This is a genomic window from Pseudomonas sp. BF-B-30 (assembly GCF_019956305.1).
GTDB lineage: Bacteria > Pseudomonadota > Gammaproteobacteria > Pseudomonadales > Pseudomonadaceae > Aquipseudomonas > Aquipseudomonas jessenii.
Map to the genome: position 1 here is coordinate 234,988 of NZ_JAHBDG010000022.1, position 24,810 is coordinate 259,797.

At 58.9% G+C, this 24,810-nt stretch carries 28 protein-coding genes; 8 read left to right on the forward strand and 20 right to left on the reverse strand.

The genetic code is table 11. From position 1 onward, the window contains the following. The first annotated feature begins 180 nt into the window (after window positions 1-180). From KGB29_RS13915 to KGB29_RS13935, 5 genes are all read left to right on the forward strand, one after another. Window positions 181-1,392, forward strand: coding sequence for an MFS transporter (locus KGB29_RS13915; RefSeq protein WP_150814475.1), 1,212 nt, complete (start codon window positions 181-183; stop codon window positions 1,390-1,392). Window positions 1,393-1,595: 203 nt separating this feature from the next. After that, window positions 1,596-2,198 (forward strand): DUF72 domain-containing protein, encoded by a 603-nt coding sequence (locus KGB29_RS13920; RefSeq protein ID WP_150814476.1) that lies wholly within the window; start codon window positions 1,596-1,598, stop codon window positions 2,196-2,198. Further along, window positions 2,195-2,992, forward strand: a complete 798-nt coding sequence (locus KGB29_RS13925; RefSeq protein ID WP_150814477.1) for an endonuclease/exonuclease/phosphatase family protein — start codon at window positions 2,195-2,197, stop codon at window positions 2,990-2,992. Before KGB29_RS13920 ends, KGB29_RS13925 begins: the two co-directional genes overlap by 4 nt. After that, the gene (clsB, locus tag KGB29_RS13930; RefSeq protein ID WP_150814478.1) at window positions 2,989-4,281 is read left to right on the forward strand and encodes a cardiolipin synthase ClsB; all 1,293 of its coding nucleotides are present in this window, start codon (window positions 2,989-2,991) and stop codon (window positions 4,279-4,281) included. The genes KGB29_RS13925 and clsB overlap by 4 nt, the downstream gene beginning before the upstream one ends. Continuing rightward, on the forward strand, window positions 4,268-5,254 hold the full coding sequence (locus tag KGB29_RS13935; RefSeq protein ID WP_150814479.1) for a lysylphosphatidylglycerol synthase domain-containing protein: 987 nt from the start codon (window positions 4,268-4,270) through the stop codon (window positions 5,252-5,254). Before clsB ends, KGB29_RS13935 begins: the two co-directional genes overlap by 14 nt. Before the next feature lie 138 nt (window positions 5,255-5,392). Here KGB29_RS13935 and KGB29_RS13940 read toward each other — a convergent pair whose 3' ends face one another. From KGB29_RS13940 to KGB29_RS13950, 3 genes are all read right to left on the reverse strand, one after another. Further along, window positions 5,393-6,151, reverse strand: coding sequence for an alpha/beta hydrolase family protein (locus KGB29_RS13940; protein WP_150814480.1), 759 nt, complete (start codon window positions 6,149-6,151; stop codon window positions 5,393-5,395). Beyond that, complete coding sequence (locus KGB29_RS13945; RefSeq protein ID WP_150814481.1) at window positions 6,141-7,250, reverse strand: DUF3182 family protein; 1,110 nt, start codon at window positions 7,248-7,250, stop codon at window positions 6,141-6,143. The genes KGB29_RS13940 and KGB29_RS13945 overlap by 11 nt, the downstream gene beginning before the upstream one ends. A gap of 300 nt (window positions 7,251-7,550) precedes the next feature. Further along, window positions 7,551-8,543 carry a GlxA family transcriptional regulator gene (locus tag KGB29_RS13950; RefSeq protein ID WP_057713106.1) on the reverse strand — a complete coding sequence of 331 codons (993 nt, stop codon included), beginning with the start codon at window positions 8,541-8,543 and terminating at the stop codon, window positions 7,551-7,553. Between the two features lie 101 nt (window positions 8,544-8,644). Here KGB29_RS13950 and KGB29_RS13955 point away from each other — a divergent pair, with 101 nt between their 5' ends. Further along, a complete protein-coding gene (locus KGB29_RS13955; RefSeq protein ID WP_150814482.1) occupies window positions 8,645-9,205 on the forward strand; it encodes a cysteine hydrolase family protein in 561 nt (186 codons plus the stop codon). A gap of 221 nt (window positions 9,206-9,426) precedes the next feature. Further along, complete coding sequence (locus KGB29_RS13960) at window positions 9,427-9,927, forward strand: YkgB family protein (RefSeq protein WP_150814483.1); 501 nt, start codon at window positions 9,427-9,429, stop codon at window positions 9,925-9,927. A gap of 30 nt (window positions 9,928-9,957) precedes the next feature. Here the strand turns inward: KGB29_RS13960 and KGB29_RS13965 are convergent, their stop codons facing one another. From KGB29_RS13965 to KGB29_RS13975, 3 genes are all read right to left on the reverse strand, one after another. Next, entirely contained in the window at window positions 9,958-10,830 is an 873-nt protein-coding gene (locus tag KGB29_RS13965) for an AraC family transcriptional regulator (protein WP_150814484.1), read from the reverse strand. A gap of 162 nt (window positions 10,831-10,992) precedes the next feature. Further along, window positions 10,993-11,511 carry a single-stranded DNA-binding protein gene (locus tag KGB29_RS13970; protein WP_007984430.1) on the reverse strand — a complete coding sequence of 173 codons (519 nt, stop codon included), beginning with the start codon at window positions 11,509-11,511 and terminating at the stop codon, window positions 10,993-10,995. 9 nt (window positions 11,512-11,520) lie between these two features. Beyond that, complete coding sequence (locus tag KGB29_RS13975; RefSeq protein ID WP_150814485.1) at window positions 11,521-12,918, reverse strand: MFS transporter; 1,398 nt, start codon at window positions 12,916-12,918, stop codon at window positions 11,521-11,523. A 191-nt stretch (window positions 12,919-13,109) separates the two neighbouring features. On the opposite strand from KGB29_RS13975, the gene uvrA reads away from it, so the two are divergent. Further along, the gene (gene uvrA, locus KGB29_RS13980) at window positions 13,110-15,944 is read left to right on the forward strand and encodes an excinuclease ABC subunit UvrA (RefSeq protein WP_150814486.1); all 2,835 of its coding nucleotides are present in this window, start codon (window positions 13,110-13,112) and stop codon (window positions 15,942-15,944) included. A 65-nt stretch (window positions 15,945-16,009) separates the two neighbouring features. Here uvrA and bfr read toward each other — a convergent pair whose 3' ends face one another. The 14 genes from bfr to rplF all read right to left on the reverse strand — a co-directional run bounded on the left by bfr (window position 16,010) and on the right by rplF (window position 24,802). Continuing rightward, complete coding sequence (gene bfr, locus KGB29_RS13985; protein WP_008053867.1) at window positions 16,010-16,474, reverse strand: bacterioferritin; 465 nt, start codon at window positions 16,472-16,474, stop codon at window positions 16,010-16,012. 148 nt (window positions 16,475-16,622) lie between these two features. Beyond that, window positions 16,623-18,077 (reverse strand): catalase, encoded by a 1,455-nt coding sequence (locus KGB29_RS13990; RefSeq protein ID WP_150814487.1) that lies wholly within the window; start codon window positions 18,075-18,077, stop codon window positions 16,623-16,625. A 237-nt stretch (window positions 18,078-18,314) separates the two neighbouring features. Then, window positions 18,315-18,701 carry a 50S ribosomal protein L17 gene (gene rplQ / locus KGB29_RS13995; RefSeq protein ID WP_007970429.1) on the reverse strand — a complete coding sequence of 129 codons (387 nt, stop codon included), beginning with the start codon at window positions 18,699-18,701 and terminating at the stop codon, window positions 18,315-18,317. A 42-nt stretch (window positions 18,702-18,743) separates the two neighbouring features. Next, complete coding sequence (locus KGB29_RS14000; RefSeq protein WP_007970428.1) at window positions 18,744-19,745, reverse strand: DNA-directed RNA polymerase subunit alpha; 1,002 nt, start codon at window positions 19,743-19,745, stop codon at window positions 18,744-18,746. A gap of 22 nt (window positions 19,746-19,767) precedes the next feature. Further along, window positions 19,768-20,388 (reverse strand): 30S ribosomal protein S4, encoded by a 621-nt coding sequence (gene rpsD, locus KGB29_RS14005; protein ID WP_003176404.1) that lies wholly within the window; start codon window positions 20,386-20,388, stop codon window positions 19,768-19,770. A gap of 18 nt (window positions 20,389-20,406) precedes the next feature. Continuing rightward, complete coding sequence (gene rpsK / locus KGB29_RS14010) at window positions 20,407-20,796, reverse strand: 30S ribosomal protein S11 (protein WP_002555466.1); 390 nt, start codon at window positions 20,794-20,796, stop codon at window positions 20,407-20,409. Between the two features lie 30 nt (window positions 20,797-20,826). Next, window positions 20,827-21,183 carry a 30S ribosomal protein S13 gene (gene rpsM / locus KGB29_RS14015; protein WP_009045849.1) on the reverse strand — a complete coding sequence of 119 codons (357 nt, stop codon included), beginning with the start codon at window positions 21,181-21,183 and terminating at the stop codon, window positions 20,827-20,829. A 130-nt stretch (window positions 21,184-21,313) separates the two neighbouring features. Next, complete coding sequence (gene rpmJ, locus KGB29_RS14020) at window positions 21,314-21,430, reverse strand: 50S ribosomal protein L36 (protein ID WP_002555468.1); 117 nt, start codon at window positions 21,428-21,430, stop codon at window positions 21,314-21,316. A 24-nt stretch (window positions 21,431-21,454) separates the two neighbouring features. Next, a complete protein-coding gene (gene secY / locus KGB29_RS14025; RefSeq protein ID WP_003210064.1) occupies window positions 21,455-22,783 on the reverse strand; it encodes a preprotein translocase subunit SecY in 1,329 nt (442 codons plus the stop codon). Then, window positions 22,784-23,221 carry a 50S ribosomal protein L15 gene (gene rplO / locus KGB29_RS14030; protein ID WP_003228720.1) on the reverse strand — a complete coding sequence of 146 codons (438 nt, stop codon included), beginning with the start codon at window positions 23,219-23,221 and terminating at the stop codon, window positions 22,784-22,786. It lies immediately after the preceding gene. A gap of 3 nt (window positions 23,222-23,224) precedes the next feature. Next, window positions 23,225-23,401 carry a 50S ribosomal protein L30 gene (rpmD, locus tag KGB29_RS14035; protein ID WP_003176408.1) on the reverse strand — a complete coding sequence of 59 codons (177 nt, stop codon included), beginning with the start codon at window positions 23,399-23,401 and terminating at the stop codon, window positions 23,225-23,227. A gap of 2 nt (window positions 23,402-23,403) precedes the next feature. Then, on the reverse strand, window positions 23,404-23,904 hold the full coding sequence (gene rpsE / locus KGB29_RS14040; protein ID WP_003186035.1) for a 30S ribosomal protein S5: 501 nt from the start codon (window positions 23,902-23,904) through the stop codon (window positions 23,404-23,406). A 3-nt stretch (window positions 23,905-23,907) separates the two neighbouring features. Next, entirely contained in the window at window positions 23,908-24,258 is a 351-nt protein-coding gene (gene rplR, locus KGB29_RS14045; protein ID WP_003186037.1) for a 50S ribosomal protein L18, read from the reverse strand. Between the two features lie 10 nt (window positions 24,259-24,268). Beyond that, window positions 24,269-24,802: a 50S ribosomal protein L6 gene (rplF, locus tag KGB29_RS14050; RefSeq protein WP_003176412.1), complete on the reverse strand. Its 534-nt coding sequence runs from the start codon at window positions 24,800-24,802 to the stop codon at window positions 24,269-24,271. Window positions 24,803-24,810 lie beyond the last annotated feature (8 nt).

Sequence of the window (24,810 nt, forward strand, 5' to 3'; positions counted from 1 at the left end):
ATGGTAGGTTTTAGGGGCGCTTCGCACCCCAACGGGGGCAAGCCCCCTCGCCACAAATATGCATCCGCCCTCACGATCTTTGATCTGCACGCAAATATCAAATGCTCGTCCCTGTATTTTTCCGCACGATCCGAACCACGACACTGCGCTCCATCGAATGAATCCACCGGAGTTGCAGCCATGCCCATTGCCTTGCTCGCGCTGACCCTCAGCGCCTTTGCCATCGGGACGACCGAGTTCGTCATCGTTGGCCTGTTACCCACCATCGGCGCCGACCTCGGCGTCAGTCTGCCATCCGCCGGCCTGCTGGTCAGCCTGTATGCCCTTGGCGTTGCCGTCGGCGCCCCGGTGCTGACCGCCCTCACCGGCAAGGTTCCGCGCAAATTGCTGCTGTTGTCGCTGATGGTGCTGTTCACCCTCGGCAACCTGCTGGCGTGGCAAGCACCGAGTTACGAGTCGTTGATCCTCGCACGGATCGTCACCGGCCTGGCCCATGGGGTGTTTTTCTCGATCGGCTCGACCATCGCCACCAGTCTAGTGCCGAAGGAAAAAGCCGCCAGCGCGATTGCCATCATGTTCACCGGCCTGACCGTGGCGCTGGTCACCGGCGTGCCGCTGGGGACATTCATCGGCCAGCATTTCGGCTGGCGTGAAACCTTCCTCGCCGTTTCGGCCCTGGGCGTGATCGCCTTCATCGGCAGCCTGATATACGTGCCGAAAAATATCGCCCACAGCAAACCCGCATCGCTGTTGCAGCAATTGCAGGTGCTCAAGCAACCACGCCTGCTGCTGGTGTATGCGATAACGGCAGTCGGCTACGGCGGCTCGTTCATTGCCTTTACCTTCCTCGCGCCGATTCTTCAGGACCTCTCCGGCTTCAGCGCCAGCACCGTCAGCCTGGTGTTGCTGGTCTACGGCATCTCCGTGGCCATCGGCAACATCTGGGGCGGCAAACTGGCGGACAAGCGCGGCCCGATCAGCGCCCTGAAAATCATCTTTGCCCTGCTCGCCGCCGTGTTGTTCGTGCTGACTTTCACCGCCGGTAATCCTTGGCTCGCGCTGGCCACCGTGCTGGTCTGGGGCGCCGTGGCATTCGGCAACGTGCCGGGGTTGCAGGTGTATGTGGTGCGTCAGGCTGAGCATCACACCCCGCAGGCGGTGGACGTGGCGTCCGGCCTGAACATCGCAGCGTTCAACCTCGGCATTGCCGGTGGCGCGTGGGGCGGAGGCCTGATCGTCGCCCACATGGGGTTGATTCACACCGCATGGATCGGTGGCCTGGTGGTGTTGGTGGCGCTGGCATTGACCGCGTGGAGTGGACGTCTTGATCGCCTCGGCCCGGTGTATGCAGAACCATCTGAGGGTTCTCCCCGCATTATCACGGGTCACTGATACCCACTGTGGGAGCGAGCTTGCTCGCGATGACGGCGGTCCATTCAACATGGATGTGACTGATAAACCGCCATCGCGAGCAAGCTCGCTCCCACACTTGTTCGGTGTTGTTCTGTAGAAAATTGACCATCCGTAGCCCCATCGAAACTTTTGCCGCCGCAGCGCAGTCACCCAAAGACATGGGTAGGTAGTCCGGAGGCGACATGGCGGCGATTCATATCGGTATTTCAGGCTGGCGCTACACGCCCTGGCGGGGAGACTTCTACCCCATTGGCCTGACCCACAAGCGCGAATTGCAATTCGCCTCGCGGGCGGTCAACAGCATCGAAATCAATGGATCGTTCTACGCACTGCAGCGCCCCGAACGCTATGCCGTGGAAATCCGCCATGACAGCTTTGTCGATCCGCTGTTCGTCCGCTTGCTCAAGCGCTATAACACGGCCCTGGTCATCGCCGACACCGCAGGTAAATGGCCGTATCGCGAAGACATCACCAGCGATTTCGTCTACCTGCGTCTGCATGGCGCCGAAGCACTCTATGCCAGCGGTTACACCCCGCAGTCACTAAAACGCTGGGGCGAACGAATCGAAGCCTGGCATCACGGCCAACAACCGGATAATCCACAATTGATCGCGCCCCGGCAGAAGCCAAAGGCGTGCAAATCCCGGGAGGTGTTCTGCTATTTCGATAACGACATCAAAGTCCGCGCCCCCTTTGATGCACGCCACTTGCTGCAACGCCTGCACCTCGAAAAAAACCTCGCCACCGTCCCCGGTGAGCCTGCGGCCGAGGGCGTGTTGCCATGAGCATTCCAGAGCCGGTCGGCGTCACGGACGAGCAGACACCCATCAACACGACAGTGCAGCGCTTCACCGTGCTGACGGTCAACACCCATAAGGGTTTCACCGCGCTCAACCGGCGTTTCATCCTGCCGGAACTGCGTGAAGCGGTGCGTAGCGTGTCTGCCGATGTGGTGTTTTTGCAGGAAGTCCACGGCACCCACGAACAGCACCCCAGGCGCTACACCAACTGGCCGGCGATGCCGCAATACGAATTCCTTGCCGACAGCCTGTGGCCGCAGTTCGCCTATGGCCGCAATGCGGTGTATCCGGCGGGCGATCACGGCAATGCGCTGTTGTCGAAGTTCCAGATCATCCGCCACGACAACCTCGACGTGTCCATCAGCGGCCACGAGAACCGCGGGCTCTTGCATTGTGTGTTGCGCTTGCCCGGCGACGGCCAGGAGGTGCATGCGATTTGCGTGCATCTGGGGCTGCGCGAAACCCATCGCACCGCGCAACTGAAGCTGCTCGCCCAGCGCCTGGACGCCCTGCCCGGCAACGCCCCGGTGATTGTCGCCGGGGACTTCAATGATTGGCGCCAGCGCGCCGATGCATTGCTCACACCCAGCGGTTTGCGCGAAGTCTTCGCCGAGCACCATGGCAAACCGGCGCGCAGTTTCCCCGCGCGCTTGCCGGCATTGCGCCTGGACCGCATCTACGTACGCAACCTCAAGGCCAGCCATCCGCAAGTGCTGACCTCCCGGCCCTGGTCGCACCTTTCCGACCACGCCCCGCTGTCGGTGGAGATCGAGCTATGAGCAGCCAGTCGATGGAAAAAAACACGCTGGAACACATCCCCGCTCCGCCCACCCGCGAGCCGACAGCGGTCGATGTCGAATACGGCTGGCAAGGCAGCAATCGGGTCGAGTTGCTGGAAAATGGCGAGGCGTATTTTCCCCGGGTGTTTGAAGCCCTGCGCCGGGCGCAAAATGAAATCCTGTTGGAGACCTTCATTCTGTTCGAGGACAAGGTCGGCAATGAGCTGCAACAGATTCTGATCGAAGCCGCCCAGCGTGGCGTGCGCACTACCGTCAGCCTCGACGGCTTCGGCTGCGGCGAACTGAGTACCGGGTTCCTGAACGCCCTGACCGCGGCCGGCGTGCACCTGCAAATGTTCGATCCGGCACCGAAACGCCTGGGCATCCGCACCAACTGGTTCCGGCGCCTGCACCGCAAGATCGTGGTGGTCGATGGCACCGTCGCGTTCGTCGGCGGGATCAATTTTTCTGCCGATCATCTGGCCGACTTCGGCCCCGAGGCCAAACAGGATTATTCCGTAGAAGTACAAGGCCCGGCCGTGGCCGATATCCATCACTTTGCCCTGCTGCAATGCGGTCGCCCGGCGCACGCAAAATACTGGTGGCACCGCCGTCGACAGCGGCGTTCGGAACTGGCCTTCAGCGATCACGATGGCCAGGTGCGGCTGGTGTACCGCGACAACGGGGAACACCAGACCGACATCGAGGAGGTTTACCGCCAGGTATTGCGCCAGGCGCAGCGCCGGGTGGTGATCGCCAACGCCTACTTCTTTCCAGGGTTCCGCTTGTTGCGCGAGATCCGCAACGCGGCCCGCAGAGGGGTGGATGTGCGGCTGATCCTGCAGGGCCAGCCAGACATGCGGGTGGCCAGGCTTGCGGCGCGCATGACCTACGATTACCTGCTCAAATCCGGTGTGAAGATCTACGAATATTGCGACCGTCCGCTGCACGGCAAGGTCGCACTGGTGGATGAAGACTGGAGCACCGTAGGCTCCAGTAACCTCGACCCGTTGAGCCTGTCGATGAACCTGGAAGCCAACGTGCTGATCCGCGACCGTGGCTTCAATCGAGTTCTGTTCGATCGCCTGGAAGACCTCAGCGACAACCATTGCAAGGTCATGTCTCACGACATCGCGCCACGCGGGCGTGTCTGGCACATGACCGTCGGTTTTCTGGTGTTTCACTGCCTGCGGCATTTCCCGGCGTGGGCCGGTTGGTTGCCGGCGCATAAACCTCGCCTGAAACACATTCCTCCTCCGACCGGGGCCGCTGACCATGAACCGCACTGAGCCCCACACGGCAACTCACGCCAAAAGCCCTGGGAAGACGCACTGGAACCGCTGGAAACGACCGCTGACGATGCTGTTTTTCCTGATGCTGATCGTGCTGTTCACGATGCTCGCCCAGCGCATCGAATGGAACGAAGTGTTCGATACCCTGGCCGAATTCAAGGTGCGCACACTGATCATTGCCTCGGGGCTGACCCTGGTGAGTTTTCTGGTGTACGCCTGCTTCGACCTGATCGGCCGCACCTACATCCGCCAGAACCTGACCTGGAAGCAGATTCTGCCCGTGGGGATCATCAGCTACGCCTTCAACCTGAACCTGAGCGCCTGGGTCGGTGGCATCGCCATGCGATACCGGCTGTATTCGCGGCTCGGGGTCAGTAAGAGCAACATCGCGAAAATCCTCGGTCTGAGCCTGGCGACCAACTGGTTCGGTTACATGGTCATTGCCGGCGCCATGTTCAGCAGCGGGCTGGTACGCATGCCGCCGGGCTGGAAGCTCAGCAGTAGCGCGCTGCAAGGCGTGGGGGTTTTGTTGTTGCTGCTGAGCGCCGGATACCTGGTGGCGTGCCGGTTTGCCAAACGTCGGGAGTGGGTGATTCGTGGTGTGGAGATTGACCTGCCGTCGCCGCGCATGGCCGTGCTGCAACTGGCCCTCGGTGCCCTGAACTGGTCGCTGATGGCAGCGGTGATCTTCACCTTGCTACCGAACAAACTGGACTATCCACTGGTGCTGGGTGTGCTGTTGATCAGCGCCATCGCCGGGGTCATCACTCACATCCCGGCCGGGCTCGGCGTGCTGGAAGCCGTGTTTGTGGCGCTGCTGCAACACGAGGCTTCGCGGGGCAGCCTGGTGGCGGGACTGCTGGCCTATCGGGCGATTTACTTCATCCTGCCGTTGTTGATTGCCCTGGTGATGTACCTGCTGGTGGAAGCCAAGGCCAAGTCATTGCGGATTGCGAAGAAACCCAAGTGATTTTGTACTGGTTGTGAGGACGCCTTCGCGGGCAAGCCCGCTCCCACAGTGTCTGTTGGTGGATACAGATTCCATGTACACCCTCGATCCTTGTGGGAGCGGGCTTGCCCGCGAAGGCGTCCGCAAGCACACCGCAAATCACTGGGATTGAATAATGCTCAAACGCTCCCCCACCACCATCTCGGTAATCCAGCCGACAAGGATCGAGGTGTAGGCCTGCTGCGAAACCGGGTCGCTCAGCGCATGGTCGGCGCCATCGATAATGCGATGGGTCAGCGAGTGAGTCTGCTGACACGCCGCGCGGTAACTCATGATCGTCGAATGGGGCACGTAGTCGTCGGTCTCGGACTGCACCAACAGGACATCCCCGGTGAATTGCGAGCAGGCGTGCAAGGCACGATTGCTGTCGGCACGCACCAGAGTGCTTCGGTAATCACGCAAATCCAGCTTGTCCAGGTCGCGTTTCGGCGCGTGCCATTGCTCGTCGCGATACAGCGCCGGCACCCGCAGCGCCAGCCAGCGCACGGGCCTCAGCGAGGTCAGAATCGAGGCCAGATACCCCCCGTAACTGGTGCCGACCACGGCAATCGCCGAGGTATCGAGGGCCGGGTGCGCGAGCAAGCGGTCATAGGCCGCCAGCAGGTCGCGCAAATTGTCTTCCCGGGTCACCCGGGACAATGGAATGCCGGTGCCACCGGTGTGCCCGCGCAGGTCAAAGGTCAGGCACACGCACCCCAACCCGGCGATACCTTTGGCGCGTTCCAGATCCCGCTCCTGGCTGCCGCCCCAACCGTGCACAAAGAGCACGCCGGGGACTTTCGATTTGGGACTCAGGAAGGTGCCGCTCATCTGTTCGTCGTCAATGTCGATCTGAATGGATTCGCTTCTAGCCGTCATAGGGTTTAACCGTCACGTACTTGAGGAGAAAGTCACTGGCCTGCGCCGGCCCGCGGTACACCTCGATGGCGTCCGCCGGCAGCGGCTGGTCGATGTAGGTTTCCACCGAAGACACACGAATCGCGCACATCCCCGGATCGTTGACGAAATTCTGCAAGGCCGCGACCTCGGCGCTGCTGGCTCCGCCCATGCGCCAGGATTGTTCGAGCACACCGCTGCGTGGCCGGCCATCGCTGCCGACGCCCTGGGCGATGTCGTAGTTGCGCCGTGAGGCATAGAAACCTGGGTAGGCTTCATCCGCCGCGCTGTCGAACACCTGTGCCTGGCGGATCGCCAGTTGCACGTCTTCCGGCAGATCCAGCTTCAACAATTCGTCATAGCCGCCTGGCACCACCAGCAGGTTGGACCCGCCATACACCTGTTCACCCTGAGCGTCCTCGGTCAAATATTGATCACCGCAATAACTGAGTACCTTTGCGCCGATAAAACTCTGGCCGACGCTGTGGGTGATCACCTGGTCCAGGTCCTGTTCGAGCACCACGCCTTCGCTGAACATCGCCTCGGCCTCGGGCTGGGCAAGCAGGTCATCGAACTCGTCGAGGCTTTTGATCACTTCCTGACCACGTCCGGCACAGGCATGAATCGGTTTCAGGCGGATCGGCCCGGTGTACAGCAAATGCTCCGCCGCCGGGCGCGCATCCTTCAGGGAAAACACGCTGAGACCGTCGAGCACCACGCTGCGCACCCGCTCGGAAAACAACGGAGCCCAGCCTCGCGGCGCATGGGCATGGTGGTTGAGCAATCCGTGACTGATCGCTTTGGTGCAGATGAAGTCGTGGTCGACATAACCACCCCACAAATCCTCCGGGCCCTTGACCCCCAGTTGCCGGGCAGCCGCAGCGCCCACAAGGGTCTGGGTCGGCAACAGGTAGAGGTCTCGCCCTGCATGCAGTTGCGGGTCGTAGCTGCCGCCGTACTTGAGCCCCAGTATCTGCGCCAGCCAGCGGGCCAGTGCGCGGTTGGTTTCAACTTCATGCACTGGCGCGTCGGCGAGCACCGAATGGGCGACCACCAGTTTCCTGCGGTTTGCCGGGGTCATGCATCCCCCTTCAATCGACGTTTGATGAATGTAGCTGAAGGGGTGCAGAGATCAGGCCAAGGCCCGTTGAGGGAAAAGGGGTTTTAAATCAGCCCGTTGCGCAGGGAGTGATGGCATGTGGCCTGTTTTATTCTGCACGACGCCCTTTGATACTCCGGCATTTTGCACGATTCCAGCCCACACGCCCGCCCCTGTGGGAGCGAGCTTGCTCGCGATGAGGGAATGACATTCAACATTTATGTAGCAGACACACAGCTATCGCGAGCAAGCTCGCTCCCACAGGGAATCGAGGTGATGCGACTACCGTGCGACCGATCCAGAGTTCACCCCAAACCGTGTCCGATAATCACTCGGCGCCAACCCGGTGATTTTCCTGAACGTTGCGCGAAACGCCCCGGGGTCCTGATAACCCACGGTCCAGGCGATGTGGTCGATGGTGCCGTTGGTGAACTCAAGCATTTCCCGGGCCTTGCCAACTCGCAGGTGCTGGCAGTATTCGGTGGGTTTGAGCCCGGTGGCCGCGCGAAAGCGTCGCAGGAAGGTGCGTTCTTCCAGCCCTGCCTTTTCGGCCATCGCCGCCAGCGACACATCGGTCGCTCCGGTGCTTTGCAGCCAGTGTTGCACCTTGAGGATCGTCGCATCGCCATGACTGAGGATCGGCGCAAAGTTGCTGCCGCACTCACTGGCGCTATCGCTGTGTTCCACCACCAGAAAACGCGCGGTGTTGGTGGCGATGCTCGGCCCCAGCAACCGGTTGACCAGGCGCAGACCCAGTTCCGACCAGGCCATCAGCCCGGCGGTGGTAATCAGGTCGCCGTCATCGACAATCGGCGTATCGGCCTTGAGCCGGATCGCCGGATAACGTTCGGCGAAAGCTTTGGCCGAGGTCCAGTGAGTGGTGGCGCTACGACCGTCGAGCAGACCGCTTTCGGCCAACAGGATAGAGCCCACGCAAACCCCGCCCAGTGTCGCGCCGCTGGCATGTTGCTCACGCAACCAGCGAATCAACCCCTTTGGCGCCTGGCCCTCGGAAAAACCGCCGATCGATGGCGGAATCAACACGGCCACCAGGGCGCGCTCCGGGCCAGGATGGCTGTCGAAGACCCGAACCGGCGCCTGATCACCCTCGACCTGCCAATGGCTGACCCGCAACAGCGGCAACTGCGCAGACTGATGTTCGGCGGCGATCCGGTTGGCCACCCCGAACAAATCCGTCAAACCATGCACCGCCGCCATCTGCGCGCCGGGATAGATCAGTACACCTAGTTCGGCGATTGCCCTTTCTGCGTCCATTGTCAGTTTTCCCCCTTCTATTGTCGGTGCGGCCAATCCTCGGATCGCCTGCCAGAGCCAATACTTCATTCCACACCAACACACACTTCGAGGAAACAGTCATGGCCAAGCAAGCGCTCATCCTAGTCGATATCCAGAACGACTACTTCCCCCAAGGCAAGTGGCCGCTGGTCGGTGCCGACGCCGCCGCCGACAACGCCGTCCGCCTGATCAAGGCCTTCCGCGACGCAGGGGATTCAGTGGTGCACATTCGCCACGAATTCACCTCTGAAGATGCGCCGTTTTTCACCCCGAACTCCGAGGGCGCGAGGTTGCACCCGAAAGTGCTCAACCGTGCCGACGAACCGGTGGTGCTCAAACACTTCGTCAACTCGTTCCGCGAAACCGAACTGAAATCGATCCTCGACGAACAAGGCATCAAGGAACTGGTGGTCGTGGGCAGCATGAGCCACATGTGCGTCGACGGCATCACCCGGGCGGCGGCGGATTTTGGCTATACGGTCACCGTGATCCACGACGCCTGCGCCACCCGTGACCTGGAGTTCAATGGCGTGACGGTTCCGGCGGCGCAAGTTCATGCGGCGTTCATGGCGGCCCTGGCGTTTGCCTATGCCAGCGTGGTCTCGACCAACGAGTACCTGACAAGAAGCCGGAAGCTGTAAACCTTATTCAGGACAAGACAGCAAAAATGAAAAAGCCCATGGCCTCACCTGCCATGGGCTTTTAATTGCCGGTGAGTCTGGACGATCTGCATCAAACGCAATACCGCCAGAATCCTGAAAAGTCATGCCGAAGCCAACAATCACTCCACTCCCAACGCATACGCGGGGGATGTTGCTTTCACCCATGCCACTTTCTGGATAACTCACTGGAAGCCTGAACAATGAACAGCATGAATATCAGCACTGACAGCCTGTCGAAAAAAACATCCCTCGGACTCACCACCATGACGCTAGGGACCTACGGCATTTACTTCGCCCTCGCCGTTATCTACTTCTGGTTCGGGGGAATGAAATTCACCCACTATGAAGCAGAGGGACTGGTGCCACTGGTAAGCAACAGCCCCTTCCTGGGATGGGTCTATAACATTTTCAGTGTCGATCTGTTTTCCAGTTTGCTTGGCGTTCTGGAGATCTCCATCGGTGTGCTGATTGCGGGTCGCCTGCTGTCGCCAAAGCTTTCCTTGATCGGGGGCGCCTTGTCGGCCGGGCTGTTTTTCACCACCTTGAGCTTTATGTTCTCGACCCCCGGCGTGATTGAGCCCGGCCTTGGTTTCCCGGCCATTTCGGTCGCGCCAGGCCAGTTCCTGCTCAAGGACATCGGTTTGCTTGCCGCCTCCCTGTTCGTGGCGGGCCATTCGCTGACCCGACTGGAAACCCCTTGAGCTGACAACTTCACCCGCCGATGGCCTGAATCAGCTCGATGCATTCAGGTCATCGCCATCACCAGCCAGTACGCGGCCCTCAAGGGCCAGGGATTTCATCCAGTCCCGTGGACTGCAGCCGGTCTTGCGGCGAAACGCACGGGCAAGGGCCGACGGACTTTCATAGCCCACCTCATCGGCGATCAGCGTAATCGGCCGCCCCTCCCGCAGGCGCTTCTGCGCCAGACTGATCCGCCAGCTCAGAAGATAATCCAACGGTGTTTGCCCCAGGACCGCGCGGAAATGCACGGCATAAGCGGCGCGGGACATGTTCGATTCATTTGCCAACTCGGCCACTGACCAGGCCCGCTGAGGTTGGTTGTGCATCTGTATCAGCGAGCGCGACAGCCGCACATCGGCCAACCCGGCCATCATGCCGGTGCTCAACTGATGGTGGTCGAGCAAATGCCGGAACAGCAGGATGATCAACAGTTCGAACAAACGATCAAGCACGGCCTCCCTGCCGCAATGCCCGGCGCCAGCTTCACCGAACAGCCATCTCAGGGTGTCGGCCAGCAACGGCAGCTCATCCAGGGGCAACACCAGAAGATCGGGGAGCGAAGCAGATATCGGATTGCTGGCGCCGCCATCGAACAGCATCGACGCACATAACAGCTGAGCACCTTCAGTCTCACTGGCGATGAGCTGATGTCGACTGGGGCGTGGCAGGAAAATCAGGCTGGGGCGAGTGAGCAACAACTCACTCCTCCCTGGGCCTTTCAACGTGACAGAGCCGGCCTGCAACAGGTGAATATGACCGCGCTGGTCGGCGCCATCGTAGGACGCCACGCCGCAAAGCATGCCGCTGTAAAACAGGTTCGCGCGCACGCCGAACTGTGACAACAACGTAGACAGGCGATCCATAGGGCAACTCTGCACAGGGTCTGGACCCATAGCAGAGTATCACTGCGCGCTGACGGCTGGACGATCCTCGATCCCGGCGAGGAATGCCCTGGTAAAAATGCAAAAAGCCCGGCATCCATAGGGAGGCCGGGCTTTTTCAGGTTCTATTCTTTGGTGAAAGAATCAGAACGGGATATCGTCATCAAAGCTGTCGAAATCCGGAGCCGGCTGAGGAGCGGCCTGCTGTGGAGCCGGGCGCGACTGTTGCGGCGCCGACTGCTGTGGACGTGGAGCCTGCTGGCGTGGCGCGGACTGCTGGTAGTTGTTACCACCGCCCTGGCCCTGCTGGTCGCCCTGTGGACGGCCACCCAGCAGTTGCATGGTGCCTTGCATGTCGACCACGATTTCGGTGGTGTAACGCTTGATACCGTCTTTTTCCCACTCGCGGGTCTGCAGCTTGCCTTCGATGTAGACCTGAGAACCTTTACGCAGGTATTCGCCAGCGATTTCTGCAACCTTGCCGAACATCGACACACGGTGCCATTCGGTCTTTTCAACTTTCTGACCGGTTTGCTTGTCGGTCCACTGTTCGCTGGTCGCCAGACTCAGGTTGGTCACGGCGTTACCGTTAGGCAAGTAGCGAACTTCGGGATCCTGGCCGCAAGTGCCGACCAATATGACTTTGTTAACCCCACGGGCCATAACGTTCTCCTAGGCTACGCACGCTGCCCCGGCCGGGTTGTTCACCAGGCTCTCAAGGGTGGTGCGATCCAATAGTTCGGTGTCCAGTTTGATGTAAATCGCCGCCTCTTCCGCGACGATGACTGCATCTGTTATCCCTACGACCGCCTTCAGGCGCTCGACCAGACCCGCTTCGCGGATCGCCTCGGGCGACAACGGCAAGCGCAGGCTCGTGACGTAGGGAGGTTCGCGCATGGTAACAGCAAAGGCCAGCCAGAGGGCAGCCAGACCGGCGCATCCGAGGAACACAACCGACAGACCGCCATGCTGGAACAGCCAACCGCCAAGAATGCCGCCCAATGCCGACCCGAGGAACTGGCTGGTGGAATAAACCCCCATCGCCGTGCCCTTGCCGCCGGCCGGTGAAACCTTGCTGATCAGCGATGGCAACGAAGCTTCCAGCAGATTGAACGCGGTGAAGAACACCACCGTACCGATCACCAGAGCCCGCAAGCTATCGCCGAACTGCCAGAAGAATAGCTCAGTGAACATCAGCGTCACGACGGCGCCGAGTAAAACTCGTTTCATTTTGCGTTTCTTCTCGCCGTAGATAATGAACGGGATCATGGCGAAGAAAGAAATCAGCAACGCGGTCAGGTACACCCACCAGTGCTGCTCTTTGGGCAGCCCGGCTTTCTCGACCAGCGCCAGCGGCAAGGCGACGAAGCTGGACATCAACATCGCGTGCAACACAAAAATACCCAGGTCCAGCCGTAGCAGGTCCGGGTGCTTGAGCGTCGGCATCAATGCCTGGCGCGCAACACCGGACTCGCGATGCTGCAATGTCCCGGTAGAGCGCGGCACCATGAACATGACGATCACAATGCCGAGCAGCGCCATGCCGCCCGTGGCGAGGAACAACCCGGACAGACCAAAAGCGCGGGTCAGCAACGGGCCGACCACCATGGCGACGGCGAACGACAGACCGATGGTCATGCCGATCATGGCCATGGCTTTGGTCCGATGCTGCTCCCGGGTCAGGTCTGACAACAAGGCCATGACCGCGGCTGAAATCGCCCCGGCACCTTGCAGGATTCGCCCGGCGATCACGCCCCAGATCGAATCGGCATTGGCCGCCAGCACACTGCCGAGTGCGAAGATAATCAACCCGATGTAAATCACCGGGCGGCGGCCGATGCGATCGGAAATGAAACCGAATGGAATCTGGAAAATCGCCTGGGTCAGGCCGTAAGCGCCAATCGCCAGCCCGATAAGGGCCGGGGTCGCTCCTGCCAGGTCCATCCCATAGGTCGCCAAAACCGGCAACACCATGAACATGCCAAGCATACGGAAGGCGAACACCAGGGCCAGACCGCTTGCCGCGCGGGTCTCGCTGCCGCTCATGCGCTCGCTGTGGGGATCGTGCATGGAAAAACCTCATGTGAACCGGCGGCGATTCTACCAGTCCCATCGATTGGCAGGGTATATCGCGACGCTTTGACGCGTGTAGATGACAGAGCTTTCATGTAAGGCAGCAATAGCAGCATTCGATAGTGTGCATCCATCCAGTATTTGGCCGTATACTCCTACGTTTTCGACGCCCGCCGAGCGAGGCCACCTTGGACAAGATCCTGATTCGTGGGGCTCGAACCCACAACCTGAAGAACATCGACCTGACCCTGCCACGGGACAAGCTGATCGTCATCACCGGCCTGTCCGGCTCCGGCAAGTCGTCCCTGGCTTTCGATACCCTGTACGCCGAAGGCCAGCGCCGCTACGTCGAATCGCTATCGGCCTACGCCCGGCAGTTCCTGTCGATGATGGAAAAGCCCGACGTCGACACTATCGAAGGCCTGTCGCCGGCGATCTCCATCGAACAGAAGTCGACCTCGCACAACCCGCGCTCGACGGTCGGCACTATCACCGAAATCTACGACTACCTGCGCCTGCTTTATGCACGTGTGGGTATTCCCCGTTGCCCGGATCACGACATCCCGCTGGAAGCGCAGACCGTCAGCCAGATGGTCGACCTGGTCCTCGCCGAACCGGAGGGCAGCAAGCTGATGCTGTTGGCGCCGGTCATCCGCGAGCGCAAAGGCGAGCACCTGTCGGTTTTCGAAGAGCTGCGCGCGCAGGGTTTTGTCCGCGCCAGAATCAATGGAAAGCTCTATGAGCTGGACGAAGCTCCCAAGCTCGACAAGCAGAAAAAACATACCATCGATGTCGTGGTCGACCGCTTCAAGGTTCGCGCCGACCTGCAACAACGCCTGGCCGAATCCTTCGAGACCGCGCTGAAACTGGCGGACGGCATCGCCCTGGTGGCGCCGATGGACGACGAGCCGGGTGAAGAGATGATCTTCTCCGCACGCTTCGCCTGCCCGATCTGCGGCCACGCGATCAGCGAACTGGAACCCAAGCTGTTCTCCTTCAACAACCCGGCCGGCGCTTGCCCGACCTGCGATGGTCTGGGGGTGAAGCAGTTCTTCGACATCAAGCGCCTGGTCAATGGCGAACTGACCCTGGCCGAAGGGGCGATTCGTGGCTGGGACAGGCGTAACGTCTATTACTTCCAGATGCTCGGCTCGCTGGCCTCGCACTACAAGTTCAGCCTGGAAGTTCCGTTCAACGAATTGCCGGCCGATCAGCAGAAATTCATCCTGCACGGCAGCGGTTCGCAAAACGTCGACTTCAAATACCTGAACGACCGTGGCGATATCGTCAAACGCTCGCACCCGTTCGAAGGCATCGTGCCGAACCTGGAACGCCGTTACCGCGAAACCGAATCGGCATCGGTGCGCGAAGAACTGGCCAAGTTCCTCAGCACCCAGTCGTGCCCGGATTGCCGCGGCACTCGCCTGCGGCGTGAAGCGCGGCATGTGTGGGTCGGCGAGAAAACCCTGCCGGCAGTGACCAACCTGCCGATCGGCGATGCGTCCGATTATTTTGGCGGGCTCAAGCTCACCGGACGACGTGGCGAAATTGCCGACAAGATCCTCAAGGAAATCCGCGAGCGCCTGCAGTTCCTGGTCAACGTCGGCCTCGACTACCTGTCGCTGGATCGCAGCGCGGACACCTTGTCCGGTGGCGAGGCCCAGCGTATTCGTCTGGCCAGCCAGATTGGCGCCGGCTTGGTGGGCGTCCTGTACATCCTCGACGAACCCTCCATCGGCCTGCATCAGCGCGATAACGACCGGCTGCTGGGCACCCTCAAGCACCTGCGCGATATCGGTAACACGGTGATCGTGGTCGAGCACGATGAAGACGCGATCCGCCTGGCCGACTACGTGGTGGACATCGGCCCGGGCGCTGGCGTGCACGGCGGGCATATCGTTGCTGAAGGCACACCGGCCGAGGTCATGGCTCACCCGGACTCGCTGACGGGTAAATACCTGTCGGGCCGGGTGAAGATCGAAGTCCCGGCCAAACGTACACCGCGCAACAAGAAGCTGACGCTGTCGCTCAAGGGCGCGCGCGGCAACAACCTGCGCAATGTCGACCTGGAGATTCCGATCGGCCTGCTGACCTGTGTGACCGGCGTGTCCGGCTCCGGCAAGTCGACGCTGATCAACAACACCCTGTTCCCTTTGAGCGCCACGGCGCTGAATGGCGCCACTACCCTCGAAGCGTCCGCCCACGACAGCATCAAGGGCCTGGAGCACCTGGACAAGGTCGTCGACATCGACCAGAGCCCGATCGGCCGTACACCGCGCTCCAACCCGGCGACCTACACCGGTTTGTTCACGCCGATCCGCGAGTTGTTCGCCGGCGTACCGGAGTCCCGCTCCCGGGGCTATGGTCCGGGGCGCTTCTCCTTCAACGTCAAGGGCGGCCGCTGCGAGGCTTGTCAGGGCGACGGCCTGATCAAGGTCGAGATGCACTTCCTGCCGGACATCTACGTGCCCTGCGACGTGTGCAAGAGCAAGCGATACAACCGCGAGACCCTTGAGATCAAGTACAAGGGCAAGAGCATCCACGAAACCCTCGAGATGACCATCGAGGAAGCGCGGGTGTTCTTCGATGCTGTACCGGCCCTGGCGCGCAAGCTGCAAACATTGATGGATGTCGGCCTGTCGTACATCAAGCTGGGGCAATCGGCGACCACGCTGTCCGGCGGTGAAGCCCAACGGGTGAAACTGTCCCGCGAGCTGTCCAAGCGCGATACCGGCAAGACCCTGTACATCCTCGACGAACCCACCACCGGTCTGCATTTCGCGGATATCCAGCAACTGCTGGACGTGTTGCATCGCCTGCGCGACCACGGCAACACCGTGGTGGTGATCGAACACAACCTGGACGTGATCAAGACCGCTGACTGGCTGGTGGACCTGGGGCCGGAGGGTGGTTCCAAGGGCGGGCAGATCATTGCCGTCGGCACGCCGGAGGAAGTGTCAGAGATGAAGCAGTCCCATACCGGTTATTACCTCAAGCCGCTTCTGGAGCGCGATCGGGCTTGACCGCCCCCCATGAAAAAGCCCCTGTCACTTCATCAGTGACAGGGGCTTTTTTGTATTCGCAGCAATCAGGTGTGGGATTGCAGGTAGTTCTCTAGCCCGATCAACTTGATCAGACCCAACTGCTTCTCGAGCCAGTAGGTGTGATCTTCTTCGGTGTCATGCAATTGAACCCGCAGCATTTCGCGGCTGACGTAGTCCTTGTGTTGTTCGCAGAGCTTGATGCCCTTGCACAACGCAGCCCGTACCTTGTATTCCAGGCGCAAATCCGCTTCGAGCATCTCTGTCACCGTGGTGCCGACGTCGAGATCGTCCGGACGCATGCGCGGCGTGCCTTCGAGCATCAGAATCCGGCGCATCAGGGCATCAGCGTGCCCTGCTTCCTCTTCCATCTCGTGGTTGATTCTTTCGTAGAGCTTGGTGAAACCCCAGTCCTCATACATCCGCGAGTGGACGAAATATTGATCACGCGCGGCCAGTTCGCCGGTCAGCAACGTGTTGAGGTAATCGATCACATCTGGGTGGCCTTGCATCGCCCTACATCTCCCTGCTTTAAAGTTGTAGTTTGAACCAACATGCCCTTATCGTCACTCGCAAGACGCAATAAAAGCGAAGATATTCTGAGAAAACCGGCTGAAATAACGCAAAAACCGCCCAAATAAGGGCGGTTCTGCTTCTCATTTAGACTTCGTTAAGCTGTACGTTGAGCAGCTTTGCGATTGCTTCTCCATACGCCGGGTCAGCCTTGTAGAAATGCTGCAACTGGCGATCAACCACATCACTCGATACACCCGCCATCGCACCGGCAATGTTGCTAACCAGCAATGATTGCTGCTCCCCAGTCATCAAGCGGAACAACGCGCCGGCGTGGCTGTAGTAGTCGGTATCCTCGCGGTGATCGTAGCGATCAGCCGCACCGCTCAGTGCCAATGGCGGCTCCGCATAGCGAGGCGCTTGCTTCGGCGACTCAACGTAGCTGTTCGGCTCGTAGTTGGGTGCCGCACCGCCGTTACTGCCAAACGCCATCGAACCATCACGCTGGTAGCTGTTCACCGGACTGCGAGGCGCATTAACCGGCAATTGCTGGTGATTGGTGCCAACACGGTAGCGGTGAGCATCCGCGTAAGCGAATACTCGACCTTGCAGCATGCGGTCAGGCGATAAGCCAACACCTGGGACCATGTTGCTGGGACCGAATGCCGCTTGCTCGACTTCAGCAAAGTAGTTCAGCGGATTGCGATTGAGCTCCAGTTCTCCGACTTCAATCAGTGGAAACTCTTTCTGCGACCAGGTCTTGGTGACATCAAAGGGGTTCTCGTAGTGCGCCGCTGCCTGAGCTTCGCTCATGATCTGGATGCATACGCGCCATTTCGGGAAATCTCCCTGTTCGATGGCATTGAACAGGTCGCGCTGGGCGTAATCCGGATCAGTGCCCGCCAGGCGCGCAGCCTCCGCTGGAGCAAGGTTCTTGATCCCCTGCCTGGTCTTGTAGTGCCACTTCACCCAGTGACGCTCACCTTGAGCGTTGATGAGGCTGTAAGTGTGGCTGCCAAAACCATGCATGTGACGGTATCCATCAGGGATACCCCGGTCGGAGAACAGGATGGTGACCTGGTGCAGCGCCTCGGGCGAATGCGACCAGAAGTCCCACATCGCCTGGGCACTCTTCAGGTTGCTTTGCGGCAAACGCTTCTGGGTGTGGATAAAGTCCGGGAACTTCAGTGGATCGCGAATGAAGAACACGGGGGTGTTGTTGCCGACGATGTCCCAGTTGCCTTCCTCGGTATAAAACTTCAAGGCGAACCCGCGCGGATCACGCTCGGTATCAGCCGAACCCCGCTCACCGCCCACGGTGGAAAAACGCAGGAAAGTCGGAGTTTGCTTGCCGACTGTCTCAAACAGCTTCGCGCTGGTGTATTGAGTGATATCGCGCGTCACGGTGAACGTGCCGTAGGCTCCCGAGCCTTTGGCGTGTACACGGCGCTCAGGGATGTTTTCACGGTTGAAGTGGGCAAGCTTCTCGATCAGGTGAAAGTCGTCGAGCAGCAGCGGGCCACGAGGGCCGGCGGAACGGGAATTCTGGTTATCGGCAACAGGAGCGCCACTGGCGGTGGTAAGCGTTTTGTTTTGGCTCATGCGATCTTCCTTCCTCTGTCGGTCTTGAACTGCCGGCTATCGGCTGAGAGGGAGTATTGATCATCAATATGACAGCTACAAATTCATTAACTTGCAGGCATCGATAGAGAAAAACTAATGATCATCCCCATCACATAATGACGATGTGGACGAGGGAGACGCTTGTACAGAGGGCGCATTTCTTACAGGCACAAAAAACCGGGCACTAGGCCCGGTTCTTTGTTTCAGACTGACGTCTTACTCGGCAGATACAGCTTCGCCAGCAGTAGCACGATCAACCAACTCGACGTACGCCATAGGCGCGTTGTCGCCAGCGCGGAAACCGCACTTGAGGATGCGCAGGTAGCCACCCTCACGGGTAGCGTAACGCTTGCCCAGGTCGTTGAAGAGCTTACCAACGATAGCTTTCGAACGAGTACGGTCGAAAGCCAGACGGCGGTTAGCAACGCTATCTGTCTTGGCCAAAGTGATCAGCGGCTCGGCAACGCGGCGCAGTTCTTTAGCTTTTGGCAGAGTAGTTTTGATCAGCTCGTGCTCGAACAGCGACACCGCCATGTTTTGGAACATGGCCTTGCGGTGCGAGCTGGTGCGGCTCAGGTGACGACCACTTTTACGATGACGCATGGTTCATTCCTTACCAAACACTACGTTCGGTGATTACGACGATCAGGCAGTCGCCTTGTCGTCCTTCTTAAGACTTGCAGGCGGCCAGTTGTCGAGGCGCATGCCGAGGGACAGACCGCGGGAGGCCAGAACGTCCTTGATTTCAGTCAAGGATTTCTTGCCCAGGTTCGGAGTCTTCAACAGCTCTACTTCGGTACGCTGAATCAGGTCACCGATGTAGTAGATGTTTTCCGCCTTAAGGCAGTTAGCCGAACGTACAGTCAGTTCCAGATCGTCAACCGGGCGAAGCAGGATCGGATCGATCTCGTCTTCCTGCTCGACAACCACTGGCTCACTGTCACCCTTGAGGTCGACGAACGCAGCCAACTGCTGTTGCAGGATGGTTGCAGCGCGGCGAATTGCCTCTTCAGGATCCAGAGTACCGTTGGTTTCCAGATCAATAACCAGCTTGTCCAGGTTAGTACGCTGCTCGACACGGGCGTTTTCCACCACGTATGCGATACGGCGAACCGGGCTGAACGAAGAGTCAAGCTGCAAGCGACCGATGCTGCGGCTTTCGTCTTCATCGCTCTGACGCGAGTCTGCCGGTTCATAACCACGACCACGAGCTACTACGAGCTTCATGTTCAGGGCGCCGTTAGACGCCAGGTTAGCGATTACGTGATCGGGATTAACGATCTCGACATCATGATCCAGCTGAATATCGGCAGCGGTAACCACCCCCGAACCCTTCTTCGACAAGGTCAGCGTAACTTCGTCACGACCGTGCAGCTTGATAGCCAGACCTTTAAGGTTCAACAGGATTTCAATTACGTCTTCCTGTACACCTTCGATGGCGCTGTACTCGTGGAGCACACCGTCAATCTCGGCCTCGACTACTGCACAGCCGGGCATTGAGGACAACAGGATGCGGCGCAGCGCGTTGCCCAGGGTATGGCCAAAGCCACGCTCGAGAGGCTCGAGAGTGATCTTGGCGCGGGTTGGACTGACAACCTGCACATCAATGTGGCGGGGTGTCAGGAACTCATTTACCGAAATCTGCATGGATGCACCTATTTTCTAGCCCTTACTTGGAGTAGAGCTCGACAATCAGGCTTTCGTTGATGTCGGCGGACAGATCACTGCGAGCTGGAACGTTCTTGAAAACGCCCGACTTCTTCTCAGTGTCTACTTCTACCCATTCTACGCGGCCACGTTGGGCACACAGATCGAGAGCTTGGACAATGCGAAGTTGATTTTTTGCTTTCTCGCGAACAGCGACCACGTCACCAGCACGAACCTGGTAGGACGGAACGTTAACGGTCTGACCGTTTACGCTGATCGACTTGTGCGATACCAGCTGACGGGATTCGGCACGAGTCGAACCAAAGCCCATACGGTATACAACGTTGTCCAGACGGCATTCGAGCAGTTGCAGCAGGTTTTCACCGGTTGCACCTTTCTTGCCAGCAGCTTCTTTGTAGTAGCCGCTGAATTGACGCTCGAGAACGCCGTAGATACGACGGACCTTCTGCTTTTCACGCAGTTGGGTGCCGTAGTCGGACTGGCGACCGCGGCGTTGGCCGTGGATACCAGGTGCTGCTTCAATGTTGCACTTCGATTCGATCGCGCGCACGCCGCTCTTCAGGAAGAGATCGGTGCCTTCGCGACGAGCGAGTTTGCATTTTGGACCAATGTAACGAGCCATTCTTTACAATCTCCTGGATTACACGCGGCGCTTCTTCGGCGGACGGCACCCGTTGTGCGGGATTGGCGTCACGTCGGTGATGCTGGCGATCTTGTAGCCACAGCCGTTCAAAGCGCGGACTGCGGATTCACGACCTGGACCTGGACCTTTGACGTTGACGTCGAGGTTTTTCAGGCCGTATTCCAGCGCAGCTTGACCAGCACGTTCAGCAGCTACTTGAGCAGCAAACGGGGTGGACTTGCGGGAACCGCGGAAACCCGAACCACCGGAGGTAGCCCAGGAAAGAGCGTTACCTTGACGGTCGGTGATGGTCACGATGGTGTTGTTAAAAGATGCATGGATGTGGGCGATGCCATCAACCACTGTCTTTTTAACTTTTTTACGAGGACGAGCAGCAGGTTTTGCCATGATTAAATTCCTGTCGATTCGCTGGGGCGATTACTTGCGGATCGGCTTACGCGGACCTTTACGGGTACGCGCGTTGGTCTTGGTACGCTGACCGCGTACTGGAAGACCGCGACGATGACGCAGACCGCGATAGCAACCGAGGTCCATCAAGCGCTTGATTTTCATGTTGATTTCGCGACGCAGGTCACCTTCAGTGGTGAACTTCGCCACTTCGCCACGCAGCTGTTCAATTTGCTCGTCGCTCAGATCTTTGATCTTTGCTGCTGGGTTTACCCCAGTCTCTGCACAAATTTTCTGTGCAGTAGTGCGACCAACACCATAGATGTAGGTCAGCGAGATAACAGTATGCTTGTTATCTGGAATGTTAACGCCTGCAATACGGGCCATTCAGTGGGACTCCAATTGACAGCTACCTACGCCCCGGAAGCCAAGAAATAGGGCGCGAGATAATATCGCTGTAATAACAAATAATCAACCCGGCAGCGCACTAGCTGCCGGGCTTGAAGCACAATCACACTCAGCCTTGGCGCTGTTTGTGACGCGGTTCCGCGCTGCAAATTACTCGAACAACACCTTCGCGGCGAATAATCTTGCAGTTACGGCACAGCTTTTTCACCGATGCACGAACTTTCATCACCAACTCCTCGAACCTTATGGGTCAGCGCAGCATGCCGCTGCCGTAACCCTTCAGGTTGGCTTTCTTCATCAGGGATTCGTACTGGTGCGAAACGAGGTGCGATTGTACTTGGGACATGAAGTCCATCACAACCACGACGACGATCAGCAACGAGGTCCCGCCAAGGTAGAACGGTACGTTGGCTGCAACCACCAGGAACTGGGGCAACAGGCAGACGGCCGTCATGTAAAGAGCACCGAACATGGTCAAGCGAGTCAGAACGCCATCAATGTAGCGCGCAGACTGCTCACCTGGACGGATGCCCGGAATAAAGGCACCGGACTTCTTCAGGTTTTCCGCTACGTCTTTCGGATTGAACATCAACGCCGTATAGAAGAAGCAGAAGAAAATAATCCCTGCACTAAACAGCAGAATATTCAACGGCTGACCAGGAGCGATCGACTGCGAGATGTCCTGCAACCAGCCCATACCTTCAGACTGACCGAACCAGGCACCCAACGAAGCCGGGAACAGCAAAATGCTGCTCGCGAAAATAGCCGGAATAACACCGGCCATGTTCACCTTCAGCGGCAAGTGGCTGGTCTGCGCAGCGAAGACCTTGCGGCCCTGCTGACGCTTGGCGTAGTGAACAGCAATACGACGCTGACCACGCTCAATGAACACCACGAAACCGATAATCGCTACTGCCAGCAAACCGATGGCAACCAGGGCGAAGATGTTGATATCACCCTGACGTGCAGACTCGAAAGACTGCCCGATCGCTCTCGGAAGACCGGCGACGATACCTGCGAAAATCAACATCGAGATACCGTTGCCAACACCACGCTCAGTAATCTGCTCACCCAGCCACATCATGAACATCGCACCAGCCACAAACGTGGATACCGCGACGAAATGGAAGCCAAAGTCACCAGTGAACGCAACACCCTGCCCCGCCAGGCCAACGGACATGCCGATAGCCTGAACAAGGGCGAGGATGACAGTGCCGTAGCGGGTGTACTGGCTGATCTTGCGACGGCCAGCTTCACCTTCCTTCTTCAACTGCTCCAGCTGCGGGCTGACGGCGGTCATCAGTTGCATGATGATCGATGCCGAGATGTACGGCATGATCCCCAGTGCAAAGATGCTCATCCGCTCCAGCGCGCCGCCGGAAAACATGTTGAACAAGCTAAGAATGGTCCCCTCATTCTGTCGAAACAGGTCCGCGAGTCGGTCCGGGTTGATACCTGGAACCGGGATGTGTGCGCCTATTCGGTAGACGATAATCGCCAGGAACAGAAAACGCAGACGAGCCCAGAGTTCAGACATACCGCCTTTGCCGAGCGCAGAGAGAGCACCTTGCTTAGCCATTTATTCCTCGAACTTGCCGCCAGCTGCTTCGATAGCCGCACGCGCACCCTTGGTGGCGCCGATTCCCTTGCCGATAGTGACAGCGCGAGTCACTTCACCGGACAGCATGATTTTCACACGCTGTACGTTGACATTGATCACGTTGGCATCTTTCAGGGACTGCACGGTGACGATGTCGCCTTCCACTTTAGCCAGCTCGGACAAACGCACTTCTGCGCGATCCATGGCTTTCAGGGAAACGAAACCGAACTTCGGCAGGCGACGATGCAGCGGCTGTTGACCGCCTTCAAAGCCTGGAGCAATGGTGCCACCGGAGCGGGAGGTCTGACCTTTGTGACCACGGCCACCAGTCTTACCCAAACCGCTACCGATACCACGGCCCGGACGATGCTTTTCGCGACGGGAACCCGGCGCTGGACTCAGATCATTGAGTTTCATCGATTAACCCTCGACACGCAGCATGTAGTAAGCCTTGTTGATCATCCCGCGATTCTCGGGAGTATCCTGGACTTCTACAGTGTGACCGATGCGACGCAGACCCAGACCCTTAACGCACAGTTTGTGGTTAGGGATGCGGCCGGTCATGCTTTTGATCAGCGTTACTTTTACGGTAGCCATGATCAGAAGATCTCCTTGACGCTTTTGCCACGCTTGGCGGCAATGGATTCAGGAGACTGCATTGCTTTCAAACCCTTGAAAGTGGCGTGAACCACGTTTACAGGGTTAGTCGAGCCGTAGCACTTGGCCAGAACGTTCTGAACGCCAGCAACTTCGAGGACAGCACGCATAGCGCCGCCAGCGATGATACCGGTACCTTCAGAAGCAGGCTGCATGTACACCTTCGAAGCGCCGTGAGCGGACTTCATTGCGTACTGCAGAGTGGTGCCGTTCAGATCAACCTGGATCATGTTGCGGCGAGCAGCTTCCATTGCCTTCTGGATCGCAGCAGGCACTTCACGCGACTTGCCACGGCCGAAGCCAACACGGCCCTTACCATCACCAACCACGGTCAACGCGGTGAAGGTGAAGATACGGCCGCCTTTAACGGTTTTGGCTACGCGGTTAACTTGAACCAGCTTCTCGATGTAGCCTTCGTCGCGCTTTTGGTCGTTATTTGACATAACTTAGAACTCCAGCCCAGCTTCACGAGCAGCATCAGCCAGCGCTTTAACGCGGCCGTGGTACTTGAAGCCAGAGCGGTCGAAAGCCACTTGCGAGACGCCAGCGGCCTTAGCACGCGTAGCGACCAGCTGGCCAACCTTAGTGGCCGCGTCGATGTTGCCGGTGGCACCATCACGCAGTTCTTTATCCAAAGTCGAGGCGCTTGCCAGGACTTTGTTGCCGTCGGCCGAAATGACCTGGGCGTAGATGTGCTGCGAAGAGCGGAACACGCAGAGACGCACGACTTCGAGTTCGTGCATTTTCAGGCGTGCTTTGCGAGCGCGACGCAGTCGAGTAACTTTTTTGTCGGTCATTTGCTATGCCCTACTTCTTCTTGGCTTCTTTACGACGGACGACTTCGTCCGCGTAGCGCACACCTTTGCCTTTGTACGGCTCTGGTGGACGGAAGTCGCGGATCTCGGCGGCCACTTGACCTACCAGCTGCTTGTCGATGCCCTTGATCAGGATATCGGTCTGGCTAGGAGTCTCAGCGGTGATGCCTTCCGGCAGTTCGTAATCCACTGGGTGCGAGAAGCCAAGAGCCAGGTTCAGCACTGTGCCTTTTGCTTGCGCTTTGTAACCAACACCGACCAGCTGGAGCTTGCGCTCGAAGCCTTGGCTTACGCCCTGGACCATGTTGTTTACCAACGCACGAGTGGTACCAGCCATCGCGCGAGTCTGTTGATCGCCATTGCGAGCAGCGAAACGCAGCTCACCAGCTTCTTCAACGATCTCAACGGACGAGTGGATGTTCAGTTCGAGAGTGCCCTTGGCACCCTTCACCGAAAGCTGTTGGCCTGCGAATTTTACTTCGACACCGGCTGGCAGCTTAACGGGGTTCTTAGCGACGCGAGACATGCTTATCC